The sequence below is a fragment of the Novosphingobium sp. HR1a genome (genome assembly GCF_015594425.1).
Classification (GTDB): Bacteria; Pseudomonadota; Alphaproteobacteria; order Sphingomonadales; family Sphingomonadaceae; genus Novosphingobium; species Novosphingobium resinovorum_A.
Genome location: NZ_JABXWS010000029.1, coordinates 35,987 through 59,965, shown reverse-complemented (window position 1 = coordinate 59,965; position 23,979 = coordinate 35,987). Strand labels below are relative to the sequence as shown.

The window sequence follows — 23,979 nt, the reverse complement described above, 5'->3', positions numbered from 1 at the left end:
CGCGAGTATCGAGGCGCCGTCGGGCGTGGCGAACATCGCCGCCACCGAAAGCACGCCGAGGGCGCTCAGCCCCCATGGACGAGCGGCGGCGCGGCCGGTTGTCCAGCGATACCATCCGGCCCCGGCGGCAAGGTTCAGCGCCGCCACCGCGACACTCACCGAAGGATGCAGGTTCTGCCACGCAATCAGCACCGGCAGACCCAACGCCACCATCGGCAGCGGCCGCAAGTCCAGCCGCTGCAGCGCGAGCAGCAGCCCGAAGCACAGGCAGGCAAAGCTCTGCGGGCGCACGCTTGCGGTCGGCAGCGCCGCGACGAAGACCAGCGCCAGCGCCAGCATCACGGCCTGCAGACTAGCGCCCTTCCAGCGGCATGCGGCGGCGACGGCCCAGAAGCCGCCGAGCCAGCACAAGGCGTCGAACACGCGCAGCAGGTCCCAGCCGCCGATCCGCCGCACCGTCGCCATGACCGCCTGCCCGGCCCATGCGACGGCGGGCAGCGGTTCTCCGGCATGGAGCGCGGCGAAAGGCTCGGTCGGCACCGGACCGTCGCGATCGACGATCAGTTCGCCCAGCTTGAGCTGCCAGAAGATATCGACGTCCCACACCGGCCGCAGCAGCAGGACCAGCAACGTCACCGCGGGGACGAGCGCCAGCAGCAGGCGAACGCGCGCCGGTCTTGCCTGAAATGCCCCGTTATTCTGCTCGATCATCTGCCTGTCCGCCTCCGGCCTGCCCTCACCGGATGCCAGCGGCTCTGGCCGCAGGCGCGGCGGCGTTCAAGCGCAATCTTTCGCGGAAGGAAGTCTCCCGCGCGTAGCTCCCCTTCGACCGACCGCGCCGCCACCCCCTGCTTTCGTCATTGCGAGCGTAGCGAAGCAATCCAGGGCAGTGTTACGTCGCCCTGGATTGCTTCGCTACGCTCGCAATGACGAAACGTGGTGGGCCACGGAATTACCGCACCGCCCGCCACGCTGCATAGTCGGCGATCAGTTGCGGATATTCCTCCAGCTCCGGAAAGCGGTCGTAGCGACGCTCCACCTTCGTCTCCACCCACCGTAGCTTCTCCGCCACCTGCATCTCGATGTAGGGGGTGAACACCGAACGATCGTCGAGCAGCGTGGCGCGCGCGTTGACGAATCCCATCGACGGATCGACGCGGGTGAAGACCCAGGACTTGCACCAGACGCAGTGATGGTGATGCGCCTCGTCGCCGTGGATGCCGCCGATCTCGGTCTCGCCGGTGACGACCTCGAAGCCCTGCACCGGCACCGAGATCGTGGTGGAGAAGGCGCTGGCGGTCATTCGCTGGCAGCCGGTGCAGTGGCACAGCCCCTCGATCAGCGGAGGCGCCGTCAGGCGAAAGCGCAGGCGCGAGCAGCGACAACCGCCCTCGAGTACCTGCGCATGACCCATGACGCCTCTCCGCGTATTCAGTAGCCCATCAGGCTGAGCACTTCCTTGCGGGAACGTTCGTCCTCCAGGAAAGTGCCCATCATGCGGCTGGTGATCATGCCGACGCCCGGCGTGCGCACGCCGCGCGCGGTCATGCAGGCGTGGTTCGCCTCGATCACGACCGCGACGCCCTGCGGCTTCAGGTGTTCCCAGATGCACTGCGCGACTTCGGCGGTCAGGCGCTCCTGAATCTGCAGGCGGCGCGCGAAGCCGTGCAGCACGCGCGCCAGCTTGGAGATGCCGACAACGTGGTTGCGCGGCAGGTAGGCGATCGCGGCCTTGCCGATGATCGGCGCCATGTGGTGCTCGCAGTGCGACTGGAAGGGAATGTCCTTCAGCAGCACGACCTCGTCGTAGCCGCCCACTTCCTCGAAGATGCGCGACAGGTGGACCGCCGGATCTTCCTGATAGCCCTGGCAGTATTCCAGCCAGGCGCGCGCCACGCGCTTGGGGGTGTCAACCAGGCCCTCGCGCGTCGGATCGTCGCCGGCCCACTCGATCAGCGTGCGGATCGCGTCCTGAACGTTGTCGGGCACATCCGGCTTGCGCAAGGGGTCATGGCGCGGGCTATCCTCATCGGGACTTACCTGGCTGCTCATCCGACTTGCTCCTTCTCAATCTTTTCATCAGGCGCACACGCATCAGGTGTCCCTTGCCGCGGAACAACCCGCGTCGCGCGATAGGCTCGAACATTTCGCCGGGGCGTTCCGGATCGAGCACCCCGCTTTGGCCGAGTGCTCTTTCAGCTTCCGACAAGTTCTTCAAGGGCAAGGGTTCGAGATATTTCTTTCCGGCCTTGGGTCCGTCGCGATTGAGCGCGTCCACCATCGCCGCCATCGAGCCATGCCGCTCGATCCCGGCCGCCACTTCGCCTTCCGCGATACCGCAGTGCTCGGCCAGCAGGCGCAGGCGCAATTCGGTGATCGTCGCGGGATCGACGTGGGCATTGGCGGGCCGGGCAAGGTCGATGAAGACGTCGCACTCGCTGTCGAGGCCCATCGAACGGTTGTTCATGTTCGCCGAGCCGACGCGCAGCACCTCGTCGTCGATGATCGTCAGCTTGGCGTGGACGTAGATCGGCTCGCCCTCGGCGTTGGAGGGAGTAAAGATGCGGAAACGACCATGCGCGTCCACCGCCTGCAGCGTCTCGACCAGTTCGACGCGGGCGGTGTCCATCGCCTGCTGCTCCAGCCAGCCGTCGGCGGTGACCGGGTTGACGATGAAGAACTCGGGCGGATTGTCCTCGGAGAGCCGCTTGCAGATGGCCTCCGCGATCGCGCGCGAGGCGAAGTACTGCGTCTCGGCATACATGAAGCGCTTCACGCGGGCGATCTGCTCGACGAAGAGCTTCTCGATCTCGGCGACCTGCGGGCAGTCGTTATACTCCGCGCGGGTGCGGGCGATGCCGATCTCGACGTTCTCGAACTCGGCCGTCAGCCCCTCCGGCCAGGGAGTCCCCTCGCGCGGGCGACAGGGCGCGAGGTCTTCGCCGCCGGCGACCTTCCAGCGCTCGCGCCCCAGTTCCCCCAGCGTCGCGGCGACCTCGCCCTCCAGCATCATCGTGACGTCGTGCCAGGGACCGTAGAGCCGCCCGGTCGGCCGCTTGCGGCGCGGGTCGCGGGGCAGGTGGTCAGGCGTGTCCCACCGGTCGGAGGTCATGTCGATGCCGCCGCAGGCCGCCACCTTGTCGTCAATCACCACGATCTTCTGGTGATGGCTGCAGCCGACCGGATGGGCGGCATCGAACTTGAAGTCGATGCGCGGATGCTTCGCCCAGCGCACCACGTCGAACAGCATCGTACCCCGCAGCAGGTACTTGAGCATGGCGACGTTCCACTTGAGCAGCCTGATCTCAAGCTCCGGATTGCGCTTCACCACCCAGAGCATGAACGAGCCGAGGCGCGCGGGAAACTTGCGCTTGCGGCCACGCTGCCACCAGCGCCGCCCGGAGGTCAGCAGGATGCGGGAATCGAAGTCCCACCCGATCATGAAGATGCGCTGGCGCGCGCCTTCCATCGTTTCGCGAATGGCCTCGAAGTAATCGGCCGCGTCCACGACCACGTGCGCGCGCGAAGCCTTGGCATAGCGCCATACCGAAGGCGCAACGCCCTCGTCGTTCTGATCTTGCATCGTCCATCCTGCCGGAGCTTCCACCACGGCCGGTTCAAACGCCGAAGGGCGCGAATGTTCCCCTCGAATGTCAACTTGTGCACACGCAGTCAGACTTCGCCCGACGCGACGAAGCGTTCATCGCAGAGACCTTTGCGATCGTCGGTCATGAGGACCAGACCCTGCCCCGGGTCACAGAGCATCGGGATTCGGGAAGCGATGACCGCCTGGTGGTGACACCGACAACCACTCGCCCACAATCGAAACGGCGAGAACGGCCGAAATCCGCTGTTTTCCACAAGGGCTGACCGGCTCATCGCGGGAATGGCTCGATTCGCCCCTTGTACACGCAACCGTTCACCCTGCGCTGGATTTGCCTGACTATACCTGTCCCTCACCCCGTCTGCCGTGTGCGAAGTTTCGCCGCGGCGGGGCCGGCGAAAGTCGGACGGGGTAACCCCAGCCCGGGTTCGCCGGGCCGCATTTCTCGCCCCTTCAGGGGGGCTTGTTCCGGGCCCGTCCTCCCACGGGTCCCGCAAACAAGGAGTACGCCATGAAGAAAACCCTCATCACCGCCGCCATCGCTGCGGCCGCACTCGCTCCTGCTGCCGTGATGGCTCAGGCCGCTGCACCGGCTGCCGCTCCCGCCGCGGCGGCGACCGCAACCGCCAACCCGACCACCGGCGCCAAGGTCTTCGACGCCGCAGGCGCTGACGTCGGCACTGTCGAGGCCGTCCAGGGCGACATCGTCACCGTCTCCACCGGCACCGCGCGCGCCGGTCTCCCCAAGAATGCCTTCGTCATGCGCGACAAGGGCCTGACCATCGGCATGACCAAGGCCGAGCTGGAATCGGCCGTGAACGGCGCCAAGGCCGAGAACACCGCCGCCAAGGATGCTGCGATCGTCGCCGACGCGCCCATCAAGAGCAGCGACGGCGTCGTGCTCGGCACCGTCAGCAAGGTGGAAGGCGACAACGTCACCGTGGCCCTCAGCGGCGGTTCGGCCGCGCAGCTCAAGAAGTCCTACCTCGGCCTCGGCGCCGACGGTTCGCTGGCTCTGGGCATGAGCGCTGCCGACTTCGCCAAGGCGACCCTGTCGGCCGCCGGCGGCCAGCCGGGCGCCGACGCCGCCGCGACCGCAGGCGGTGCGGCTGCAGCGACCACGCCCGAAGGCCAGTAAGCCTCTGCCTCATCCTGCCCTGGCAGGGTGACCGGCAAAGTGGCCGAGGGCCGGAAGCGATCGAACTCGCTTCCGGCCCTCTCTATTTATCCGGGTCAAAAAGGTCTTGCGATTCGCGCACCCGTTGCCCCAATAGAGGCGCGAGCCCGTCCAGACGCGCAACAAGCGCGCCGCCAGACCATCTTGGGGTCCGCATTGACCATCTCGGAACGCTTCACGGCCTTTTTCAAGGCCGTCCCGGGCATCGACGCCTCGCTCGACCTTGCGCGGCGCCGGGCCGCGACGATCGGGGGAGCGGTGCTGCTCGGCCTGGTCGCGATCGCTTTCGCATGGGCGGGTGACACCGCGCAGAAAGTGTTCCGCGCCTTCGCCGCCGTCCACCCTTACGCTCCGCTCGTCATGACACCCGCGATCTTCGCTGCCGTCGTCTTCATCACCCGGCGCTGGGCGCCCGCCGCGCGCGGCTCGGGCATTCCGCAGGTCATGGCGGCGAGTGAAAACCTCGAACTCGCCCGCTCGCCGCTGCTGCAGATGCGCACCGCCATCACCAAGCTGTTGCTGACGGTGACGATGCTGCTGGCCGGAGGCTCGGTCGGGCGCGAGGGGCCGACAGTACAGGTCAGTGCCGCGATCATGGTTGCCTGCCACCGCGTGCTGCGCGTGCCGATGACGGCGGGCGTGCTCATCGCGGGCGGTGCAGCTGGAGTCGCGGCCGCCTTCAACACGCCGCTGGCCGGGGTCGCTTTCGCGATCGAGGAACTCGCAGCCGCTTTCGAGCAGCGCGTCGCGGTGCTGGTGATGGGCGCGGTCGTCGTCTCCGGCCTCGTCAGCCTCGGGATCGCCGGGGACTACGTCTACTTCGGAGCCATGCGACAGACGCTGGAAGTCGGCTCGGTCGTGATGATCGCGCCGGTCGCGGGAATCTTGGGCGGCGTCCTCGGCGGGCTGTTTTCGCGCCTGCTGCTGGCCTGCGCGCGCGGCGAACATCCCCTTCTCGCGGCCATGCGTTCGCGGCCGGTAGCGACGGCGCTGATCTGCGGGCTTGTCGTCGCGGTGCTCGGCGTCGTCACCGGCGGCTCTACGTGGGGCACCGGCTACGAGACTACCCGCCTGATGATCGACGGCCAGCAGAGCGCCTCCCCCTGGTTCGGCCCGGCCAAGTTCGTCGCCACCGCCGCGACGGCGATCTCCGGCGCGCCGGGCGGCATCTTCGCGCCATCGCTGTCGGTCGGCGCGGGCTTCGGCGAACTGCTGTCCTACGTCTTCTCAGGCGATCCCATGCCCGCCGTCGTCCTGCTGGGCATGACCGGCTACTTCGTCGGCGTCGTGCGCGCGCCGCTGACCGCCGTGATCATTCTGATGGAGACCACCGCAAGCCGCGGGATGATACTGCCGCTGTTCCTGACAGCGATCATCGCCGATACCGCCAGCACGCTGGTGTGCCGGGAAAAGCTCTACCACGGCCTCTCGCGCGGGTTTCTGGCGAAAGGGTGACCGAGCGCCGTTCATCATCACCACGCGTCGTCATTCCCGCGAAGGCGGGAACCCATCTCCTGATGTTCCCTGTCGAGGCGTCATCAGTTGGGTCCCCGCCTTCGCGGGGATGACGGGCAAAATATCAAGACCCGGTGCGGTCGCAGCGATGAAACGCCAAAACGAAAAACCCCGCCGGTGAGGGCGGGGTTTTCGTTTTGGATGGTGGTGCGCCCGGAACGATTCGAACGTCCGACCCTCAGATTCGTAGTCTGATGCTCTATCCAGCTGAGCTACGGGCGCCTACCATTTTCAACCCAAACAAGGACCACATCACCCCCGGAAGGAAGAGTGGTGCGCCCGGAACGATTCGAACGTCCGACCCTCAGATTCGTAGTCTGATGCTCTATCCAGCTGAGCTACGGGCGCCTTGGAGGGCTGCCTCTAGGGGGGGAATCGGCATCGGTCAACGCCTATGTTCCGCTTTTTTGCATATTGTTTTCCACAGCCCCCAGATGCCGTTCGAGCGCCTCGGCCAGCGGGTAATCGAGCGGCGGCATCCTCAGTCCCGAGATCGCGCCGGGCGCGACCCATGCCACGTCGGCGGCCTCGATGGCGCGCGGCTCGCCCTGCCAGCGGGTGCAAATATAGAGAAGAATCACGAGCGGGCGCGACGGCCCCTTCCCGCCTTCCTCGACCGTAGCGGTGCGGCCGCTGGCGAAGCCCACCGCCTCCAGATCGCCCGGCGCTACGATTACGCCCAGTTCCTCTTCGAGTTCGCGTACAAGGGCGCCCTCCGGGCTCTCACCCGGCTCCAGCTTGCCTCCGGGAAATTCCCATAGGCCGCCATGCACTCCGATGAAATCGCGCTGCTGCATAAGCACTGTGCCGGAACGCCCGTCGTCGCGCCCGCCGTCATCGGGACGCACGAGTGCGCCTGCGACGACGAGTAAAGGTGTCGGTGGACTTTCCAGCTGTGCCTCCTGCCTTAATGCCTAATTAACGCTGCCGTGGGATCAGACGTCCCTCGCGCGAACTAGCACGGTGACCATGCGCCTTCATCGCCTTCTCAAGACGATCATCGAAAACCGGGACGGTGCGTCCACGGTCGAATACGGCATGATCCTCGCCTTCATCGTACTGGCCATCTTCGCCACGCTGCAGGGCGTGGCCAGCGAGACCGTATCTATGTGGAACAACGTAGCCGCCAAGTCGTCGGCTGCGATGTCCAAAAACTAGGGTGAAACAGCCTTAAGCGTTTATCAACGATTGCAGGCTAAAAAGAGATTGTCCAAGGCGCAGAAGAGAGACTGAAGCGAGGCGGACCGGGTACACTAGACTGCTTTATCAGGAGACCACCATGAAGTTTCTCGCCAAGCTGCGCCGCAACGAAAAGGGCGCTACCGCCATCGAATACGGCCTGATCGCCGCTCTCATCGCAGTTGCCGCCATCGCCGCCATGCAGGGCATGGGCTCGCAGCTCGTTTCGACCTTCTCGAAGACCTCGTCGGCAATGTCGAAGGGCGTCAGCTAATAGCTGAATACTTAATCTGTACTTACAGATTAAAGATTGAGGGGCGGCAGGGAAACCTGCCGCCCCTTTCGCTTTGTGCCCTGCGGAAACCATAAAGCCGCAATATCAGTAGGTTACGATCTTCACCTTCTGCCCCGGCGTCAGCGCGGTGTTCGCATCCATGCCGTTGAGCACCAGGAAACGGTCCACCGCCGCGTCGGTATAGGCCATCTTCGCCGCCAGCGAGCGCACGGTGTCGCCCTGCCTTACAGTGACGACGCGCAGCAATCGCGGCTTCACGCTGCCTGCATCCGCCGCCGAGATGCGCCGGATCGAGCGGAACATCGGCGTGAACACTTCTGCACCACCCGCCTGCGCCAGCGTCAGGAAGTGATAGGCCTGCCCGTTGCCGAAGTCGTAGGCGAAGACGACGACGTCCACCGCCCCGCTCTGCTGCTGCACCCGTGCGACTCCGTAAGCGGCGGGGATGCCATTCACCGTGGTTTTTTCGATGCTGGCGGGAGTGATTCGCGCCTGATTCGATTCGGTCAGCCCGGCGAAGACGCCGGTGATGTACGAATCGAGGCTGCCGCTCAGCTTCCCGCCGGAAAATTGTGCCTTCCCCGACGATCCGCTGATCGTAACAGCCTGCGTTCCGTTGACCATGAAGAAGCCGTCAGGGGCCTCGAAGGCGAATCGAAGTGTCGGATGCGTGAACTTTCGGCCGTCCACGACGCCCTGCTTGGGGTCGTCGCCATAGACCAGCCCGTCGATTCGCGTGAGGAAAGTGTCACGATTCGTGGTGCCGCTGCTCCCTTGCCCCGCATATGTCAGTGCGGAGCGCACGCGCGAGGCGGGATCGGGGTGAGTCGAGGCCCATTCCGGCGTCTGATTCGTGCTCCCGCGCAGCTGCGCCTCCAGCGCGTTCTGCCGCGCAAGGCTTTCCAGCACGCTCGACATCGCGCGCGGATCGTAGCCCGCGCGCTTGAGGTAGGTAATGCCCAGCTGGTCCGCCTGCAGCTCCTGCGAGCGTGAGAACTTCAGCGTAAGTAGCTGCGAACCTTGCGAAAACAGCTTCTGCCCGAATTGCCCGAAAGCGTTGTCGCCCAGCACCGCGCCCGCCAGCACCGAGCCCAGCACGCCAAGGATCTGGTTGCGCTGCGCCGCCTTCTGCCGCTGCGCCGAGTGCCGCGCGGCGACGTGGCCGACCTCGTGGCCGAGCACGCCCGCCATCTCCGCCTCGTTGTTCATCAGCGCGGTCAGCTGGCGCGTCACGTAGATATAGCCGCCGGGAATCGCGAAAGCGTTGTTCACCGGCGAATTGAGCAGGGTGACGGTGAAATCCCCCGTCGCGTTCGACAGGCCCGACTGCACCGCGATTCGCTTGCCAACCTGCTCGACGTAGCTGGCCTGCGGACCGGTCAGGCCGCCGCCGAATTCGGCCAGCAGTTCGGGATGGGCCTTGGCCCCTTGCGACTTGTCGGCAGCACTGATCGCATAGACTTGCGGCGCTTTCGACGCCTGCGCCTCCAGCCGCGCCGGCCCCGCCGAGACCACCAGCAGCCCCAGCGCCGAGACGACCGCGCCTCCCCGAACTCCGGCCCGAACCACGCGCTTCACGTTGGATACCATGTCGCTCCCTTCCTCCATTCTGCGGGCCGCCACCCGCGATTCTTGCCCTTCGCGCAACGAGTCGCACGGCGGGCTTGTTCCCTTGCGCCCTACATCTGCCCCTTCGCGAGCGGATGGCGCGAGTTCACCAGTTCCACCAGCCGCGCGCTGTCCACATGCGTATAGATCTGCGTCGTCGCGATGTCGGCATGGCCGAGCAGCATCTGCAGCACGCGCAAATCCGCGCCGCCTTCCAGCAGGTGAGTTGCGAAGGCATGGCGCAGCACGTGCGGCGAGACGCGCTCCGGATCGAGCCCCGCCCTGCCCGCCAGTGCCCGCAGCAACTGGAACAGCCGCACGCGCGTCAGGTGACCGCTTGCCCCGCTCGACGGGAACAGGAACCGCGAGGTCCCCTTCCGCAACGCCAGCCAGCGCGACAGCACCGCGCGAGAGCGGGTGCTGACCGGCACCATGCGCTGCTGCCCGCCCTTGCCGGTTATGTGGAGAAACGGCGCATCCCGCGGCACTGCGGTGACGGGGAGCGAAACCAGTTCGGTCGCGCGCAGGCCGGACCCGTAGAGCAGTTCGAGCAGCGCCAGCAGCCGCACCGCGTCGGACCGCTCGGAAGTCGCCTCCTCGTCCGCCTGCGCGAGAAACCGCTCGACTTCTTCGTGACTGAGCAGGCGCGGCAGCGGGCGGCGCACGCGCCCCTTGGGCAGCGCACCGGAAGGATCGTCCTTGCGCAGCCCTTCATCGATCAGGAAACCATAGAACTGCCGCAGCGCCGAACACCGCCGGGCGAGGCTGGACGCCGCCAGTCCGCTCCACGCGCCTCCGAGCCCCTCCAATGCCTCGGGCGTGGCATTGGCGACATCGCCCAGCACCTCGCGCGCGGCTTCGAGGTCGCGGCGATAGGCGGCGAGCGTATTGGCCGCCGCGCCGCGTTCCGCCGCCAGCATCGCCAGGAACCGCTCGGCGAGATCGTTCCCGGCCGCGGCCACAGTCACTGCGCTCAGACCCGCGCGACCGCCTCGGCGGCGATCATCCGCGCTTCGGCGTCGAGCCCCACCGACCGCAGCGCCGAGACGATGTGATAGAGGTGGCGCGGCGTCATGCGCTGCCAGTTGTCGCCCTGCATGCCGAAGGCCGCGAGCAGCGCGACACTGGCTTCGTCGCCGCGACTGGCGGCATGGTCGATCGCCTGAGTCCAGCGCGTGCTTCCAGCCATGTCCATCCCGGCATAGCGGGTGACCCGCTCGGCGTCGGCGCGATCGACGCGCTCCAGCCCGGCAAGACCGGCGGCAAGGAAGGCCGAGCGGCGCTTCTGCGTGCTGTCGTCGTCATCGACATACGTATTGAGCGTAGAACTGCCGACCGTCGCCACGCGCCCCGGTGCCGCAAGGATCAGCATGCCCCATGCCCGCGATCCGGCCTCGACCACGCTCGACCAGCGCAGGGCATTGGCGTCGTATCCCGCCGCCAGCATCGAGGCGATCAGCGAGGACGCGCTGTCGGCCATGTCGGCGCTGGGCGCCATGCGCGCGGCGGCAGCGGCCGTCAGCACCTGCCGCGCATAGAGCGCCGACCCGGTCACGTTCCAAAGCGCCTGCATCGCCGCCAGCCGAGCGGCGGGGTCCTGCTGCACATAAGCGTCCCGCAGCGATTCCGCGCGGTCCTGCCACTCGCCGGTGACATCGGGATCGGCGAAGATCTGCGAATAGAGGTCCACCATCGCCGCGTTGGACAGCACGCCCGCAGCCGCGGCACGATCCGCCGCCGCCGCCCGGCGGCCAAGGCTGACCATCGGCGCCAGCGCCGTCGCGTAATCGTAGGACGGCCCGGCCGTGGCCATCAGCGCGGTCGGCGGTTCCAGCCCCGTGCCGATCGCGAGACCGTAGCGCCACGGCGTCATCGTCGTGACCTTGTCCCACTCGATCGTCACCGCGCGCCGCGCCTTGCCGGCCGCGCCTGCGTACTTCTGCGCGAGCAGCAGGTCGATCTGGTCCATCTTGCCGCGAACCCGGTCGCGCTCCAGCTTCGAGATCGCCGCCGTGCTGTTGCCGCGAAACGCCTCGCAGATGGTGCGCGAGGTATTCCACGCGGCATCGTCACGCAGCGAGCCCTGCGTCGCCATCACCGGGCACATACCGGTGAAGTCGGCATTGCGGGCATAGACGTCGAACGCCACCTGCCCGAACGCCGGGGTGTAATCGGCGATGTCGAGATCTTGCAGCACCACGCGCGCCGCATCGGTCTCGCCCATGCGCAACAGCAGTCCGACGCGCATCGCCATGAAGTCGGCCGCGCTCATCCCGCTCGGCGGATTGAGGCGCGAGGCCAGCGCGCGGCGCAGCAGGATATGCCCCCAGCGGGAGACCAGTTGCCCCCGGTTGCCCTCCAGCGCGACGCGGATCAGGCTGCCGTTCTGCCCGGCGAGCGAGGCCAGCGGCAGGCCCCCTTCGTCGGCACCGAGCATCCCCGCCTCGTCGGCGGAGCGCCGCGCGGCGGGCGGCATGTCGATCACCACCTTGGCCCCGAGCAGCGCCTCGAAATCCTCGGGCGACATTTTCTCGAGTTCCTCGAGGCTCGGGATACGGCGCAAGGTGCCGTCGTCCTGCGCGATCACCGTGGGCGTCGCGCCCGGCGTACCGGTCGGGATCGCCTGCACCACCGGGGTCGAGGTCGCGGCGGGACGCGGAGCGCTCGACGCCGCAGCACTCGGCGCGGAGGAGTTCTGTGGCTTAGGGGCCTGGGTACGCGGCGCCTGCGGACGCGGGGTGGCCGAGCGCGCGGGTGCGGGCTCGTCGAACATCTTGGGCAGCAGCGATTCGGGGCTGTCCTGCGCCGCCGCCCACACCGAGGTCAGCGCCAGCGCGCCTCCCGCGAGCAGGTGCACCGCTCTCATTTCGACAGTTCCGGCAGCGGGATCGAGACGGTCTGCTGCGTCACCGGCTGCACGCCCGCGTCATTCCATGCGGCAATACCAAGGCCGACCACGGCAATCGGCAGGAGAATGGCAACGGCCGACGCTATACGGCGCCTGCGCTTTACGATGTTCACTCGGCTTCCTTCACCATGCTTGCGCTGCGACCTAGCGCAACTATAGGCGATCGGGCAATGGACGTTCAACAAACCCGGTTTTCCGCGCAGGAAATTGCAGCGCTCGCCCGCCGTATCGACCGGCCCATCGTGCTTGTCGGTATGATGGGCGTGGGCAAGTCCAGCGTCGGCAAGCGGCTTGCGAACCTGCTCGATTGCCCCTTCGTCGATGCCGACGACGAGATCGAACGCTCCGCGCAGATGAGCATCCCGGAAATCTTCGACGCTTATGGCGAGGACTATTTCCGCGACGGCGAGCGCCGGGTGATTTCCCGCCTGATCACGGACAGCGAGACCAGACGGCAGCGCATCGTCATCGCCACCGGCGGCGGCGCCTTCGTCAATGCCGAAACCCGCGCGCTGATCCTCGACAAGGCGATCACGATCTGGCTCGACAGCGAGGTCGATACCCTCGTCGAGCGCACTGCGCGAAAGGAGAACCGCCCGCTGCTGCGCGGCGGCAACCCGCGCGAAATTCTCGGCCGCCTGCGCGAGGAACGGGCGCAGCATTATTGCCAGGCGCCGATCCACGTGCTGAGCAGCGCAGGCCCGCACGTCCAGACGATCAACAAAGTACTTCAGGGAATTTCCCAATGGCTGTGATCCCCGTCGATATCGCCGGTCGCCCTTACGAAGTGCGCGTCGGCGCCGGGCTGCTCGCGGAACTCGCCCCCAACTGCCGGGGCAAGCTGCGCAAGCGCGGCGTGCCAATCGTCACCGACGCCAACGTCCACGCGGCCTGGGGCGACGTGGTGGAAAAGTCCCTGCGCGACAACGGCCACGAACCGCACTGGCGCATCCTGCCTGCGGGCGAGGCGACCAAGTCGTGGGACGAACTCTCGGCCACGGTGAACTGGCTGCTCGGCCTCGAAGTGGAGCGCGGCGATCACATCATCGCGCTGGGCGGCGGCGTGATCGGCGACCTCACCGGCTTCTGCGCCTCGGTGCTGAAGCGCGGGTGCCACTTCATCCAGGTGCCCACCACGCTGCTGGCACAGGTCGATTCGAGTGTCGGCGGCAAGACCGCGATCAACACGCCCGCCGGCAAGAACCTCGTCGGCGCGTTCCACCAGCCCTCGCTGGTGCTGGCCGACCTCTCGGCGCTGGAAACCCTGCCCGAGCGGGACTTGCGCGCGGGCTATGCCGAAGTCGTGAAGTACGGGCTGATCGACGACGCCGACTTCTTCGCCTGGTGCGACGGCAATGCCGCCGCGATGCTGGCGGGCGACAGCGCGCTTCGCGAATATGCGGTGGCGCATTCGGTCGCGGCCAAGGCGCGCATCGTGGCGGAGGACGAGTTCGAGACCACCGGCCGCCGCGCCCTGCTAAACCTCGGCCACACCTTCGGCCACGCGCTGGAGGCCGAGACCGGCTTCGGCGACCGCCTGCTCCACGGCGAGGGCGTCGCACTGGGCATGGTGCTGGCAGCGCGCTACTCGGCAAGGCGCGGGCTGATGCCGCAGGCAAGCGCCGAGCATGTGGCGCAGCATATCGGCGAGATCGGGCTGCCTGCCAGCCTCAACGCGCTCGGGATGGACTGCGACGGTGCCGCTCTCGTGCAGCACATGCTCCACGACAAGAAGATGGACGCCGGCACCCTGCCCTTCCTGCTGATGAAGGGCATCGGCCAGACCTACCTCGACAAGCAGGTTTCGCTGGAAGACGTGGCGGCGTTCCTCGACGAGGAATTGGGGCGCTGACGCTCTCCTGAGCACCGTCCCTTCAACGTCGTCATTGCCATTCACCTCTTGGCGCCTTGTGGCATCTTTGAGTGCCGTTGAGTGCCATTGAATGCACCCTGCAAAACGCCGTGCTTATGCGCCGCTTCGTGGCCGTGCAGCGACGAAGCCCGGATCGATACAGGCTCGCGAACGTTGTATATTTGCACGCTCTTTCAACGGAGTAGGCGTTTGACACGCTGGCCGGGGGGCCAAGACGCCCCGTGCGAATCCCCCGGGGCGTTGCGGAAGGCGGCAGGTCGATCGGCCTGCCGCCTTTTCGTTAGCCACGCATTCAGGTTTGACCCTGTTACGTCGACATGACATTGCTCGCGCAGGAACGGCGATTACGCCGATGCACAAGATAATTACGGGACAGACATGACCGCACCCGAAGCGACGCCCAACCTCGACTTCCCCGAAGAAGCGGCGCGAGATGACCGCGCTTTCCTGGGCCATCCCAAGGGGTTAGGCCTGCTCGGCCTGGTCGAGGGTTGCGAGCGCTTCTCCTACTATTCGATGCAGACGCTGCTGACGCTCTACATGGTCAAGTACCTGCTGGTGCCGGGGCGGCAGGAGGGCGTGATCGGGCTGGACTGGGTCACAACGCACGTGTTCCCCGGTCTTTCCGGGCAACCGCTGGCCTCGGAAATATTCGGACTTTACACGGCTTTAGTCTATCTGACCCCGATCCTCGGCGGCATTCTGGCCGACCTCCTGCTGGGCCGCCGCGCCGCGCTGATCGCGGGCGGCGTGGTCATGTCGCTCGGCCATTTCCTAATGGCGTTCGAAAGCGCCTTCCTGCTGGCGCTGATATCGCTGGTGGTCGGCGTCGGCCTGTTCAAGGGCAACATCGCCAGCCAGGTCGGCGAACTCTACAAGCAGGGTGATATCCGCCGCGCGATGGCGTTCCAGATTTTCTACATATTTATCAATGTCTCGGTAATCGTCGCGCCGCTGATCTCGGGCACGCTGGGTGAGAAAGTCGGCTGGCACTGGGGCTTCGGCTGCGCCGGCGTGGTCATGGTGCTCGGCCTGCTTTTGTACATCTACGCAAAGCCCTGGCTGCCCGCCGACAGCAAGGCCGCCAAGTCCTCCGAGCCCCGCGCCACGTTCGAGAAGGGAGACGGCCCACGTCTTCTGGCCGTGCTGGTACTGGTGCCGATCATGGGCATCTCGCTCCTGACCAACCAGCAGATTTTCAACGCTTATCTCGTCTGGGCCGATCAGCAGTTCCAGCTCAGCTTCATGGGTGAGACGCTGCCGACCAGTTGGATGATCACCATCGACGCGACGCTCAGCTTCTCGATGCTGGTGGCCGTCGCCGCGTTCTGGGCCTTCGTCGGCAAGCGCACCGGCAAGGAGCCGGACGAACTGGGCAAGATGATCCTCGGCTGCGCCTTCATCGTCGGCGGCGCGGCGTGCCTCTATATGGCTGCGGCGACGCAAGGTGCTGGAAAGATTGGTCTATTCTGGCCGGTCATGTTCCACCTCGTGAACTCGATCGGCTTCGCGCACCTGCTGCCAGTCAGCCTAGCGCTGTTCACCCGCCTTGCCCCGCGCGCGCTGAACGCCTCGATCGTGGGAATCTACTACCTTGCGTTCTTCGGCGCGAACCTGGCTGTCGGCAAGATCGGCACGCTGCTCTCGACGATGCCGACGACGCAGTTCTGGCTGCTGCACATGGCCTCCGCCATGGTCGCGACGGTCGGCTTCGCGGTGTTCAAGCTGTTCTTCGCCAAGCGGCTGATGGGCACCGCGCACTGATGCCCGTCATCGGCTGCCTGCTGCTGATCGTCCTGCCTCTGCTGGGCCTCGCAGCAGGCGGCTTCCTGTGGGGAGTCGAGGGCGCGAAGTGGGGCGCCGGGATCGGCTTTTTCGTCGCGCTCGTGGCCTTCGGCGGCGGTAGCTACGCTTTCATCAAGGGCATTCGCGGCCGCTAAAATCAGCCAAAAACGGCTACCGACTGCATACCCGCAATGGCTGGAACGCCATCGGCGTTCCACTGCATGATGTGCTCGCTCGCCCCGCCATGCGCCGCATGCAGGCTGGTCGAGCGGATCATCCACCAGCCGTCCGCAGAGGGCTTCGCGTCCAGCCTGTTGACGTGCCACTGCATCGAGGAAATCGGCACCTTGAAGCCCAGCAGCGGCCACACCGCCACCGGCAGCACATCGCCGCACAGCAAGCACTCGACCTCGGGATCGAGGCCCCTACGCTCACGCGGCCGCACCCACCAGGCGAGGTCCGCCTCGCCCAGCGCATTCTTCGGCATGGCGAAGCGCGCCTCGAAGTGATTGCGCAGGAAAGCCGGGGCATGATCCATCGGCACCGCCTTCGCCTCGTCGAGCGCAATGACGCCGTCCGGCAGCGGATAGTGATCGATCGACAGCACGCTCTCGATCTGGCGCATAAAGACGAAGGCGGCGGTGAAGCCCACTCCCGCCTCGCTGGTGAGTTCGGCGGAAACCCAGGTCGCATTGCGCCCCTGCCGCAGCACTTTCGCGCGAGCCTTGATGCGCCCGGCCAAGGGGCCGACCATCGAAAGCTGACCCGAGCGCAGCGGCGGCAGATCGTCGGAAACGCCTTTTGCCACCGCCAATGCGATCGCCGAAGTCAGTCCTCCGTAAGCGGTGCGCCCCTGCAGCCAGTCCTCGGTGATCTCCAGCGCGAAACCGCCGTCGAGCGGCTCCGCAGCGGCAAGCATATCTCCCAGCCCCGCCATCAGAACAGCCGCGATCCATCGGGTACGCGCTTGTCGGGCGAGAACAGCGTCACCCGCCCTTCCTCGTCCGCGAAGCCGAGCGTCAGCACTTCGGACAGCGCCTTGCCGATCTGGTGCACGGGAAAGTTCACGACCGCCGCCACCTGCCGCCCGGTCAGCTCCTCAGGAGAATAGAGCGCGGCCACCTGGCCGACGCTCTTCTTCTCACCGATGCCGGGACCGAAATCGATCCGCAGCTTGTAACTGGGTTTCCGTGCGCCCTCATAGACTTCCGCGCCGACGATCGTGCCGATGCGGATGTCCACCTTGAGGAAATCGTCGAAGCCTATGGTTTCGCCCGGAGGCGCGGCAGGGTCGTGATCGAGATGCATGTCACTCCATCTCGAGGATGATCGCATCCACCGCAAGGCTTTCCCCCGCCTTGGCGTTGACGGACTTCACCGTGCCCGACTTCTCGGCGCGCAGGATGTTTTCCATCTTCATGGCCTCGACCACTGCCAGCGGTTGCCCTGCCTCGACCTTGTCGCCCTCGCCTACGCTCAGCGAAACGAGGAGGCCCGGCATCGGGCAGATCAGGTACTTCGAGAGGTCCGGCGGGATCTTCTCGATCATGTGCTGCGTGTAACCAGCGATGTGCGCGGGCAGGCAGTCTACCTTGTGGATCGCGCCGCGCGTGGTCATCCGGAAACCGGTGCGGGTGACGTCCAGCTTGAGCGTCAGATCCTCGCCATCGACCTCGGCATCCACGAAGCGGTCGCCCGGGGTGTATTCCAGCTCCAGCTCGACTTCCTCGCCGTTGACCGTCAGCAGGTCTTCGTCGAGCTCCACCGCGAAGACATCGCCATCGATGGTCACGGTCCACTCACCCGGAGGATCGAGCGGCGCGCCCAGCTGGCCTTCGACCCGGCGCGAACGATCGGCGCGCGCGGTGGCGACGAAGGCGGCGACGGCTGCCAGCTGCACCTTCAGCTCGTCCGACGCCGGTGCGCCGTGGAAGCCTTCGGGATATTCCTCGGCGATGAAGCCGGTGGTCAGCTCGCCCGAGCGGAAGCGCGGGTGCTGCATGATGGCCGAGACGAAGTCGATGTTGTGGCCCAGACCCTCGATCTCGAACGCATCGAGCGCGGCGATCTGCTTGTCCGCCGCCTCGTCGCGCGTCTCGCCCCAGGTGATCAGCTTGGCGATCATCGGGTCGTAGAACATCGAGACTTCGCCGCCTTCGTAGACGCCATCGTCCACGCGGATGCCGTCGATGCCCCGGCGGCCGTTCTCCTCGCCGTCATCCGTCCAGCCTTCGACCGGCGGATTGTAGCGCACGAGGCGGCCGGTGGAGGGTAGGAAGCCGCGATAGGGATCTTCGGCGTAGACGCGGTTCTCGATGGCCCAGCCGTCGATCTTCACATCGTCCTGCGTCAGTTCCAGCTTCTCGCCTGCCGCGACGCGGATCATCTGCTCGACCAGGTCGACGCCGGTGATCGCTTCGGTGACTGGGTGCTCCACCTGCAGGCGGGTGTTCATTTCAAGGAAGTAGAAGCTCTCGCCCGTCGGGTCCGCGCCCGAGACGATCAGTTCCACTGTGCCCGCCGAATAGTAACCCACCGCGCGCGACAGGGCGACGCACTGCTCGCCCATCGCCTTGCGCATCGCCGGCGTGACGAAGGGCGACGGCGCTTCCTCGACCACCTTCTGGTGGCGGCGCTGGATCGAGCATTCGCGCTCGTTCAGGTAGAGGATGTTGCCGTGCTTGTCGCCGAGGATCTGAATCTCGATGTGGCGCGGGTTGAGGATGAACTTCTCGATGAAGACGCGGTCGTCGCCGAACGAGTTCAGGCCCTCGCGCTTGGTAGCCTCGAAGCCTTCGCGCACGTCGTTTTCGTTGTAGGCGAGGCGCATGCCCTTGCCGCCGCCGCCCGCGCTGGCCTTCATCATCACCGGGTAGCCGATCTCGGCCGAGATGCGCACCGCATGCTCGGTATCCTCGATCTCGCCGACGAAGCCGGGGACGACGTTGACGCCGGCGGCCTTGGCGAGCTTCTTGGACTCGATCTTGTCGCCCATCGCCGCGATCGCGCCGACAGGAGGGCCGATGAACTCGATGCCCTCTGCCGCCAGCGCCTCTGCGAACGAGGTGCGCTCGGACAGGAAGCCGTAGCCGGGGTGCACGGCGTCGGCGCCGGTCTGCTTGGCGGCGGCGATGATCTTGTCGGCAATCAGGTAGGACTGCGCGGCCGGCGCGGGGCCGATGTGCACAGCCTCATCCGCCATCTGCACGAACGGCGCGCGGGCGTCGGCGTCGGAATAGACGGCGACCGTGGCGATACCCATGCGGCGCGCCGTCTTGATGACGCGGCAGGCGATTTCGCCCCGGTTTGCGATCAGGATTTTTTTGAACATGGCACCTCGAAGCCCCATTCGGGGTCTTGTTTGTTGGCGGTCGGAAACAGGAACTGCAGCGCCTGCGGCGAGAGGACGTGATAGGCCGTGGCGTGGGTCAGATCCTCACGCGGCGAGAGGCAGACCAGCGAGCCGCCCGCTGCCGCGACGCGCTGCGCGGCCCGAGCGGTTTCCTGACCTTCGTTCGAATATGTCAGATACAACGGACCGGCCCGGGGAGACGTAGCGATCAGCCCTGCGGCCGCTTTGGCGAGGGCCGCGTCATCCCACCACAGGCTCGCGTCGATGGCGGCATAACGGTGGAACAGGCCAGGCTCGCGCAGCCACGTCTCGACGATGAACAGACCGGCGAGCGATTCACCGATCACGCCATCGTCGCCATTGGTGCGATAATCCGCCTCGATCAGCGGCTTGACCTTGTCGCGCAGGAAGGCGCGAAAACGCGTGGACTGGCCTGCAGTCGGATACTGTTTGTGCTGCGCTGCATTGCCCGCGCTGCCGATCAGTTCGGCGCGGCGGTCCTTGCTTTCGATGCCGACGACGATCACCGGCAGCGAGCGCCCCCAGACCGCATTCAGCGCGCTCGTTCCGGCAACATGCAGGAAGTCCTGCGAAAGCCCCCCGTCGATGAGGTACAGCACCGGATAGCGCTTAGCCCCATCCGCATAGCCTTCGGGCAGATAGACGTTGATCTGTCTCGAATCGCCGTCGGCAAAATCCACGAGGTGTGTTTGCCCGATCGTGATCGGGGTCGGCGCGGACGAGGCGGCTACCGCAACGCCCGGCACGGAAAGGAGGCAGGACAACGCCAGCAGCATTGATCCCGCCCGTTTCATCACTCGGCAGCCTCCAGCTTTGCGCAGCCCTTGGGCATGCGCTGGGCCTCGACTTGCGCCGGCGTCAGTTCGATGGCCATCGGCTTGAGGCCGAGGCGGGCGAACATCGCAAGGTCGTTGTCGTCGCCCGCATTCGGCGCGGTGAGCAGCTTGTCGCCGGTGAAGATCGAGTTCGCACCCGCCAGGAAGCACATCGCCTGCGTCATCTCCGACATCGACTCGCGACCGGCAGAGAGGCGCACCATCGATTGCGGCATGGTGATGCGCGCGACCGCCACGGTGCGCACGAACTCGACGTCGTCGATCTTCGCGAGCGGCGTATCGGCCAGCATGTCGCCCAGCACGGTGCCCTTGACCGGCACCAGTGCGTTGACCGGCACCGATTGCGGGTGCTCGGGCAAGGTGGCGAGCGTGTGGACGAAGCCCACGCGATCGGCGCGCGTCTCGCCCATGCCGACGATGCCGCCCGAGCACACGTTGATGCCCGCCATGCGCACGTTCGACAGCGTATCGAGGCGGTCATCCATCGTGCGCGTGGTGATGACCTGATCGTAGCGCTCGGGTGAAGTGTCGATGTTGTGGTTGTAGTAATCGAGGCCCGCGTCGCTCAGCATGTCGGCCTGATCGGGGGTCAGCATGCCCAGCGTCATGCAGGTTTCCATGCCCATCGCGCGCACGCCCTTCACCATCTCGATGATGGCGGGCATGTCGCGGTCCTTGGGGTTGCGCCAGGCGGCGCCCATGCAGAAGCGGGTCGAGCCCTGATCCGCCGCCTGCGCCGCGCGCTGGAGCACCTGCTGCACCTCCATCAGCTTGGTCGCCTTGACGCCGCTGTTGGCCGAAACCGACTGCGAGCAGTAACCGCAATCCTCCACACACCCGCCGGTCTTGATCGAGAGCAGCGTGGAAAGCTGCACTTCGTCGGCCTTGTGGCTGGCCCGGTGGACCTCGGCGGCGCGGAAGACCAGCTCGGTGAACGGCAGGTCGAACAGCGCCGCGATTTCCTCACGGGTCCAGTCAGTGCGGGGGGCGAAGGCGGGGGTTTGGGTCATAGTCATTCCTCAGGCGGCACGCGCGCGGCTCGGAGCCAAAGCCCTGTCATAGAACGCGATGCCGCGCTGATCCAGCATCCCCTTACTCGGCCGCCTGCAGTTCGGAGCCGGCCGGCGGCATGTTGTGGCCGAGCAGGCGCAGCACATCGGCAGCACATTCGACCACGTTCGAGCCGGGACCGTAGATGCCCTGAACGCCGGCGTTGCGCAGGTATTCGTAATCCTTCGCCGGGATCACGCCGCCGGCGATCACCTTGACGTCGCTGCGCCCGGCATCGCGGAGCTGCTGGATCAGTTCGGGGATCAGCGTCTTGTGACCGGCCGCGAGGCTGGAGGCACCGACGACGTCGACTTCGTTCTGCAAGGCCAGCACCACGGTTTCCTCGGGCGTCTGGAACAGCGGGCCGGAGACGACCTCGAAGCCCATGTCGCCGAAGGCCGAGGCGATGATGTTGGCGCCGCGATCGTGGCCGTCCTGGCCCATCTTGGCGACGAGCAGCTTGGGCTTGCGGCCAAGGCGGCGCTCCACCGCAGCCACGCCGTCGAGCACCTGCTGCCAGCGGCTGTCGCCCTCGTAAGGCGCGCCGTAGACACCCTTCACCGGGGTCGGCTGAGTGCCGTAGCGCTCGAAGCTCTCCTCCATCGCGGAGGAAATCTCGCCGAGCGTCGCGCGCGCACGGGCCGCTTCGACCGCGAGAGCCAGCAGGTTGTTCTCGATGCTGGCGGGCGCGGCGGCACCATCTGCCAGCGCCTTGAGTGCGGCCTGGCACACGGCTTCGTCGCGCTCCGCCTTCATCTTGTTGATGCGAGCGATCTGGCCTTCGCGAACCTTGGCGTTGTCGATGTCAAGCGTCTCGATCGCGTCCTCGGCGGCGAGGCGGTACTTGTTGACGCCGACGATCACGTCGTCACCCCGGTCCACGCGCGCCTGACGGGAAGCGGCGGCGGTTTCGATCATCGCCTTGGGCCAGCCGGCGGCGACCGCCTTGGCCATGCCGCCATCGGCCTGCACCCGCTCGATGATCTCCCAGGCCTGATCGACGAGGCTCTGCGTCAGCGATTCGATGTAGTACGACCCACCCAGCGGATCGACGACATTGCACATGCCGGTCTCCTCCTGGATGATGATCTGTGTATTGCGAGCGATGCGCGCCGAGAAGTCGGTCGGCAGCGCGATCGCCTCGTCCAGTGCGTTGGTGTGCAGCGACTGGGTGCCGCCCAGCATCGAGGCCATAGCTTCGATCGTGGTGCGGATCACGTTGTTGTAGGGGTCCTGCTCCTGCAAGCTGACGCCGGAGGTCTGGCAGTGGGTGCGCAGCATCTTCGAACGCTCATCCTTGGCGCCGAGATCGGTCATCACGCGGTGCCACAGCACGCGCGCGGCGCGCAGCTTGGCCACTTCCATGAAGAAGTTCATGCCGATCGCGAAGAAGAACGACAGGCGGCCCGCGAACTTGTCGATGTCGAGGCCCGAGGCCACGCCGTATTTCACATATTCGGCACCGTCGGCGATGGTGAAGGCCAGTTCCTGAACCTGCGTCGCGCCGGCTTCCTGCATATGGTAGCCGGAAATCGAGATCGAGTTGAACTTGGGCATCTCGCGGCTGGTGTAGCCGAAGATGTCCGAGATGATCCGCATGCTCGGCTCGGGCGGGTAGATGTAGGTGTTGCGGACCATGAACTCCTTGAGGATGTCGTTCTGGATGGTTCCGTCGAGCAGCTTGCGATCGACGCCCTGCTCTTCACCGGCGACGATGAAGAAGGCGAGGATCGGGATCACCGCGCCGTTCATGGTCATCGAGACGGACATCTTGTCGAGCGGGATGCCGTCGAACAGGATCTTCATGTCTTCGACCGAGTCGATCGCCACGCCCGCCTTGCCGACGTCGCCCACCACGCGCGGGTGGTCGGAGTCATAGCCGCGGTGCGTTGCGAGGTCGAAGGCGACCGACAGGCCCTTCTGGCCCGCCGCGAGGTTGCGGCGGTAGAAGGCGTTCGATTCCTCGGCGGTGGAGAAGCCCGCGTACTGACGGATGGTCCAGGGCCGGCCCGCATACATCGAGGCGCGCACGCCGCGCGTGAAGGGCGCGAAGCCCGGAAGGCCTGGATCGACGGTCACGTCCTCGGCGGTGTAGAGCGGCTTGACCGCGATGCCCTCGGGCGTGTCCCAAGTAAGGTCCTTGCCCTTGACTTCCTTGGTCGCCGCTGCCTGCCAGTCGTTGATGTCGGGCATCGTGGTATCCTCTTTTACTCGTCGTCCCGGACTTGATCCGGGACCGGTGCCTGTCTTTAAGCGGGGCCTCTCTTCAAGGTGCCTCGCCGCGAGGTGAGCCGTTCCCGGCCAGCGGTCCCGGGTCGAGCCCGGGACGACGTCAGTTCAATGCGCGCCCTTCGGCGTTTCCATGATCTCGGTAAGCTGGCCACCCATGTCCTTGGGGTGGACGAAGAAGATCAGCGTCCCGTGCGCACCCATGCGCGGCTCGCCCAGCACGCGCTTGCCGAGGCCCTCGAACCACGCCTTGGCGGCGTGGATATCGGGCACTTCATAACAGATGTGATGCTGCCCCCCGAGCGGGTTCTTCTCCAGCCACTTGCCGACCGCCGAGTCCGGCGAGGTGGGCTGGAGCAGCTCGATCTGCGTGCCCGCAGTGCCATCCTCGCCCGGCGTGTTGACGAAGCAGACGCGCACCTGCTGACTTTCGAGCACGAACGGCTCGGTCACGTCGGTAGCGCCCATCACCTCCCTGTAGAACGCGATGGAAGCGTCGAGATTGGGCGTGGCGACGCCGATGTGGTTGAGGCGGCCGAGCTTCATG

23 protein-coding genes, 2 tRNA genes and 1 pseudogene are annotated in these 23,979 nt (G+C 66.2%); 8 read left to right on the top strand and 18 right to left on the bottom strand.

The features are described from left to right. From HWN72_RS05745 to HWN72_RS05730, 4 genes and pseudogenes are all read right to left on the bottom strand, one after another. Window positions 1-711: pseudogene (locus HWN72_RS05745) on the bottom strand (hypothetical protein); the annotation flags it as partial. A gap of 241 nt (window positions 712-952) precedes the next feature. Then, the gene (locus HWN72_RS05740) at window positions 953-1,414 is read right to left on the bottom strand and encodes a GFA family protein (RefSeq protein ID WP_069707596.1); all 462 of its coding nucleotides are present in this window, start codon (window positions 1,412-1,414) and stop codon (window positions 953-955) included. 17 nt (window positions 1,415-1,431) lie between these two features. After that, window positions 1,432-2,052 (bottom strand): GTP cyclohydrolase I FolE, encoded by a 621-nt coding sequence (gene folE, locus HWN72_RS05735; protein WP_069707595.1) that lies wholly within the window; start codon window positions 2,050-2,052, stop codon window positions 1,432-1,434. After that, a complete protein-coding gene (locus HWN72_RS05730; protein ID WP_069707594.1) occupies window positions 2,027-3,583 on the bottom strand; it encodes a phospholipase D-like domain-containing protein in 1,557 nt (518 codons plus the stop codon). The genes folE and HWN72_RS05730 overlap by 26 nt, the downstream gene beginning before the upstream one ends. Window positions 3,584-4,115: 532 nt before the next feature. On the opposite strand from HWN72_RS05730, the gene HWN72_RS05725 reads away from it, so the two are divergent. Continuing rightward, window positions 4,116-4,742, top strand: coding sequence for a hypothetical protein (locus tag HWN72_RS05725; protein WP_211149964.1), 627 nt, complete (start codon window positions 4,116-4,118; stop codon window positions 4,740-4,742). Window positions 4,743-4,937: 195 nt separating this feature from the next. After that, the gene (locus HWN72_RS05720) at window positions 4,938-6,236 is read left to right on the top strand and encodes a chloride channel protein (RefSeq protein WP_231958136.1); all 1,299 of its coding nucleotides are present in this window, start codon (window positions 4,938-4,940) and stop codon (window positions 6,234-6,236) included. A gap of 205 nt (window positions 6,237-6,441) precedes the next feature. On the opposite strand, the gene HWN72_RS05715 is transcribed toward HWN72_RS05720, so the two are convergent. From HWN72_RS05715 to HWN72_RS05705, 3 genes are all read right to left on the bottom strand, one after another. Further along, a tRNA-Arg gene (locus HWN72_RS05715) sits at window positions 6,442-6,518 on the bottom strand. Between the two features lie 49 nt (window positions 6,519-6,567). Next, window positions 6,568-6,644: transfer RNA gene (locus HWN72_RS05710), tRNA-Arg, on the bottom strand. Between the two features lie 44 nt (window positions 6,645-6,688). Then, window positions 6,689-7,144, bottom strand: coding sequence for a (deoxy)nucleoside triphosphate pyrophosphohydrolase (locus tag HWN72_RS05705; RefSeq protein ID WP_083274565.1), 456 nt, complete (start codon window positions 7,142-7,144; stop codon window positions 6,689-6,691). 121 nt (window positions 7,145-7,265) lie between these two features. Between HWN72_RS05705 and HWN72_RS05700 the strand changes: the two genes are divergently transcribed. Together HWN72_RS05700 and HWN72_RS05695 are read left to right on the top strand one after the other, a co-directional pair. Further along, window positions 7,266-7,454 carry a Flp family type IVb pilin gene (locus HWN72_RS05700; protein WP_008829679.1) on the top strand — a complete coding sequence of 63 codons (189 nt, stop codon included), beginning with the start codon at window positions 7,266-7,268 and terminating at the stop codon, window positions 7,452-7,454. A 121-nt stretch (window positions 7,455-7,575) separates the two neighbouring features. Further along, window positions 7,576-7,749: a Flp family type IVb pilin gene (locus tag HWN72_RS05695; RefSeq protein ID WP_008829680.1), complete on the top strand. Its 174-nt coding sequence runs from the start codon at window positions 7,576-7,578 to the stop codon at window positions 7,747-7,749. 105 nt (window positions 7,750-7,854) lie between these two features. Here the strand turns inward: HWN72_RS05695 and HWN72_RS05690 are convergent, their stop codons facing one another. The 4 genes from HWN72_RS05690 to HWN72_RS05675 all read right to left on the bottom strand — a co-directional run bounded on the left by HWN72_RS05690 (window position 7,855) and on the right by HWN72_RS05675 (window position 12,399). Next, the gene (locus HWN72_RS05690) at window positions 7,855-9,360 is read right to left on the bottom strand and encodes a M48 family metalloprotease (RefSeq protein ID WP_197524446.1); all 1,506 of its coding nucleotides are present in this window, start codon (window positions 9,358-9,360) and stop codon (window positions 7,855-7,857) included. Window positions 9,361-9,449: 89 nt separating this feature from the next. Beyond that, complete coding sequence (locus tag HWN72_RS05685; RefSeq protein WP_008829682.1) at window positions 9,450-10,346, bottom strand: tyrosine recombinase; 897 nt, start codon at window positions 10,344-10,346, stop codon at window positions 9,450-9,452. A 5-nt stretch (window positions 10,347-10,351) separates the two neighbouring features. Continuing rightward, window positions 10,352-12,244 (bottom strand): hypothetical protein, encoded by a 1,893-nt coding sequence (locus HWN72_RS05680; protein WP_069707590.1) that lies wholly within the window; start codon window positions 12,242-12,244, stop codon window positions 10,352-10,354. Then, complete coding sequence (locus HWN72_RS05675; protein WP_155986147.1) at window positions 12,241-12,399, bottom strand: hypothetical protein; 159 nt, start codon at window positions 12,397-12,399, stop codon at window positions 12,241-12,243. The genes HWN72_RS05680 and HWN72_RS05675 overlap by 4 nt, the downstream gene beginning before the upstream one ends. 57 nt (window positions 12,400-12,456) lie before the next feature. On the opposite strand from HWN72_RS05675, the gene HWN72_RS05670 reads away from it, so the two are divergent. The 4 genes from HWN72_RS05670 to HWN72_RS05655 all read left to right on the top strand — a co-directional run bounded on the left by HWN72_RS05670 (window position 12,457) and on the right by HWN72_RS05655 (window position 16,099). Next, on the top strand, window positions 12,457-13,041 hold the full coding sequence (locus tag HWN72_RS05670) for a shikimate kinase (RefSeq protein WP_069707589.1): 585 nt from the start codon (window positions 12,457-12,459) through the stop codon (window positions 13,039-13,041). Next, window positions 13,032-14,138, top strand: a complete 1,107-nt coding sequence (gene aroB / locus HWN72_RS05665) for a 3-dehydroquinate synthase (RefSeq protein WP_069707588.1) — start codon at window positions 13,032-13,034, stop codon at window positions 14,136-14,138. The genes HWN72_RS05670 and aroB overlap by 10 nt, the downstream gene beginning before the upstream one ends. Window positions 14,139-14,537: 399 nt before the next feature. Next, a complete protein-coding gene (locus HWN72_RS05660) occupies window positions 14,538-15,923 on the top strand; it encodes a peptide MFS transporter (protein WP_211149963.1) in 1,386 nt (461 codons plus the stop codon). Further along, window positions 15,923-16,099, top strand: coding sequence for a hypothetical protein (locus HWN72_RS05655; RefSeq protein ID WP_197524417.1), 177 nt, complete (start codon window positions 15,923-15,925; stop codon window positions 16,097-16,099). Before HWN72_RS05660 ends, HWN72_RS05655 begins: the two co-directional genes overlap by 1 nt. 2 nt (window positions 16,100-16,101) lie before the next feature. Here the strand turns inward: HWN72_RS05655 and HWN72_RS05650 are convergent, their stop codons facing one another. From HWN72_RS05650 to mce, 7 genes are all read right to left on the bottom strand, one after another. Continuing rightward, a complete protein-coding gene (locus HWN72_RS05650; protein ID WP_248005836.1) occupies window positions 16,102-16,863 on the bottom strand; it encodes a thioesterase family protein in 762 nt (253 codons plus the stop codon). Window positions 16,864-16,880: 17 nt separating this feature from the next. Beyond that, entirely contained in the window at window positions 16,881-17,252 is a 372-nt protein-coding gene (locus tag HWN72_RS05645; RefSeq protein ID WP_069707586.1) for a tRNA-binding protein, read from the bottom strand. A 1-nt stretch (window position 17,253) separates the two neighbouring features. Further along, window positions 17,254-19,275, bottom strand: coding sequence for an acetyl/propionyl/methylcrotonyl-CoA carboxylase subunit alpha (locus HWN72_RS05640; protein WP_069707585.1), 2,022 nt, complete (start codon window positions 19,273-19,275; stop codon window positions 17,254-17,256). Next, window positions 19,257-20,111, bottom strand: coding sequence for an alpha/beta hydrolase (locus HWN72_RS05635; RefSeq protein ID WP_231958135.1), 855 nt, complete (start codon window positions 20,109-20,111; stop codon window positions 19,257-19,259). The genes HWN72_RS05640 and HWN72_RS05635 overlap by 19 nt, the downstream gene beginning before the upstream one ends. Then, entirely contained in the window at window positions 20,111-21,163 is a 1,053-nt protein-coding gene (gene bioB / locus HWN72_RS05630; RefSeq protein WP_069707583.1) for a biotin synthase BioB, read from the bottom strand. Before bioB ends, HWN72_RS05635 begins: the two co-directional genes overlap by 1 nt. 82 nt (window positions 21,164-21,245) lie before the next feature. Continuing rightward, window positions 21,246-23,396: a methylmalonyl-CoA mutase gene (scpA, locus tag HWN72_RS05625; RefSeq protein ID WP_069707582.1), complete on the bottom strand. Its 2,151-nt coding sequence runs from the start codon at window positions 23,394-23,396 to the stop codon at window positions 21,246-21,248. A 144-nt stretch (window positions 23,397-23,540) separates the two neighbouring features. After that, the gene (mce, locus tag HWN72_RS05620) at window positions 23,541-23,978 is read right to left on the bottom strand and encodes a methylmalonyl-CoA epimerase (protein WP_069707581.1); all 438 of its coding nucleotides are present in this window, start codon (window positions 23,976-23,978) and stop codon (window positions 23,541-23,543) included. Window position 23,979: the final 1 nt, after the last annotated feature.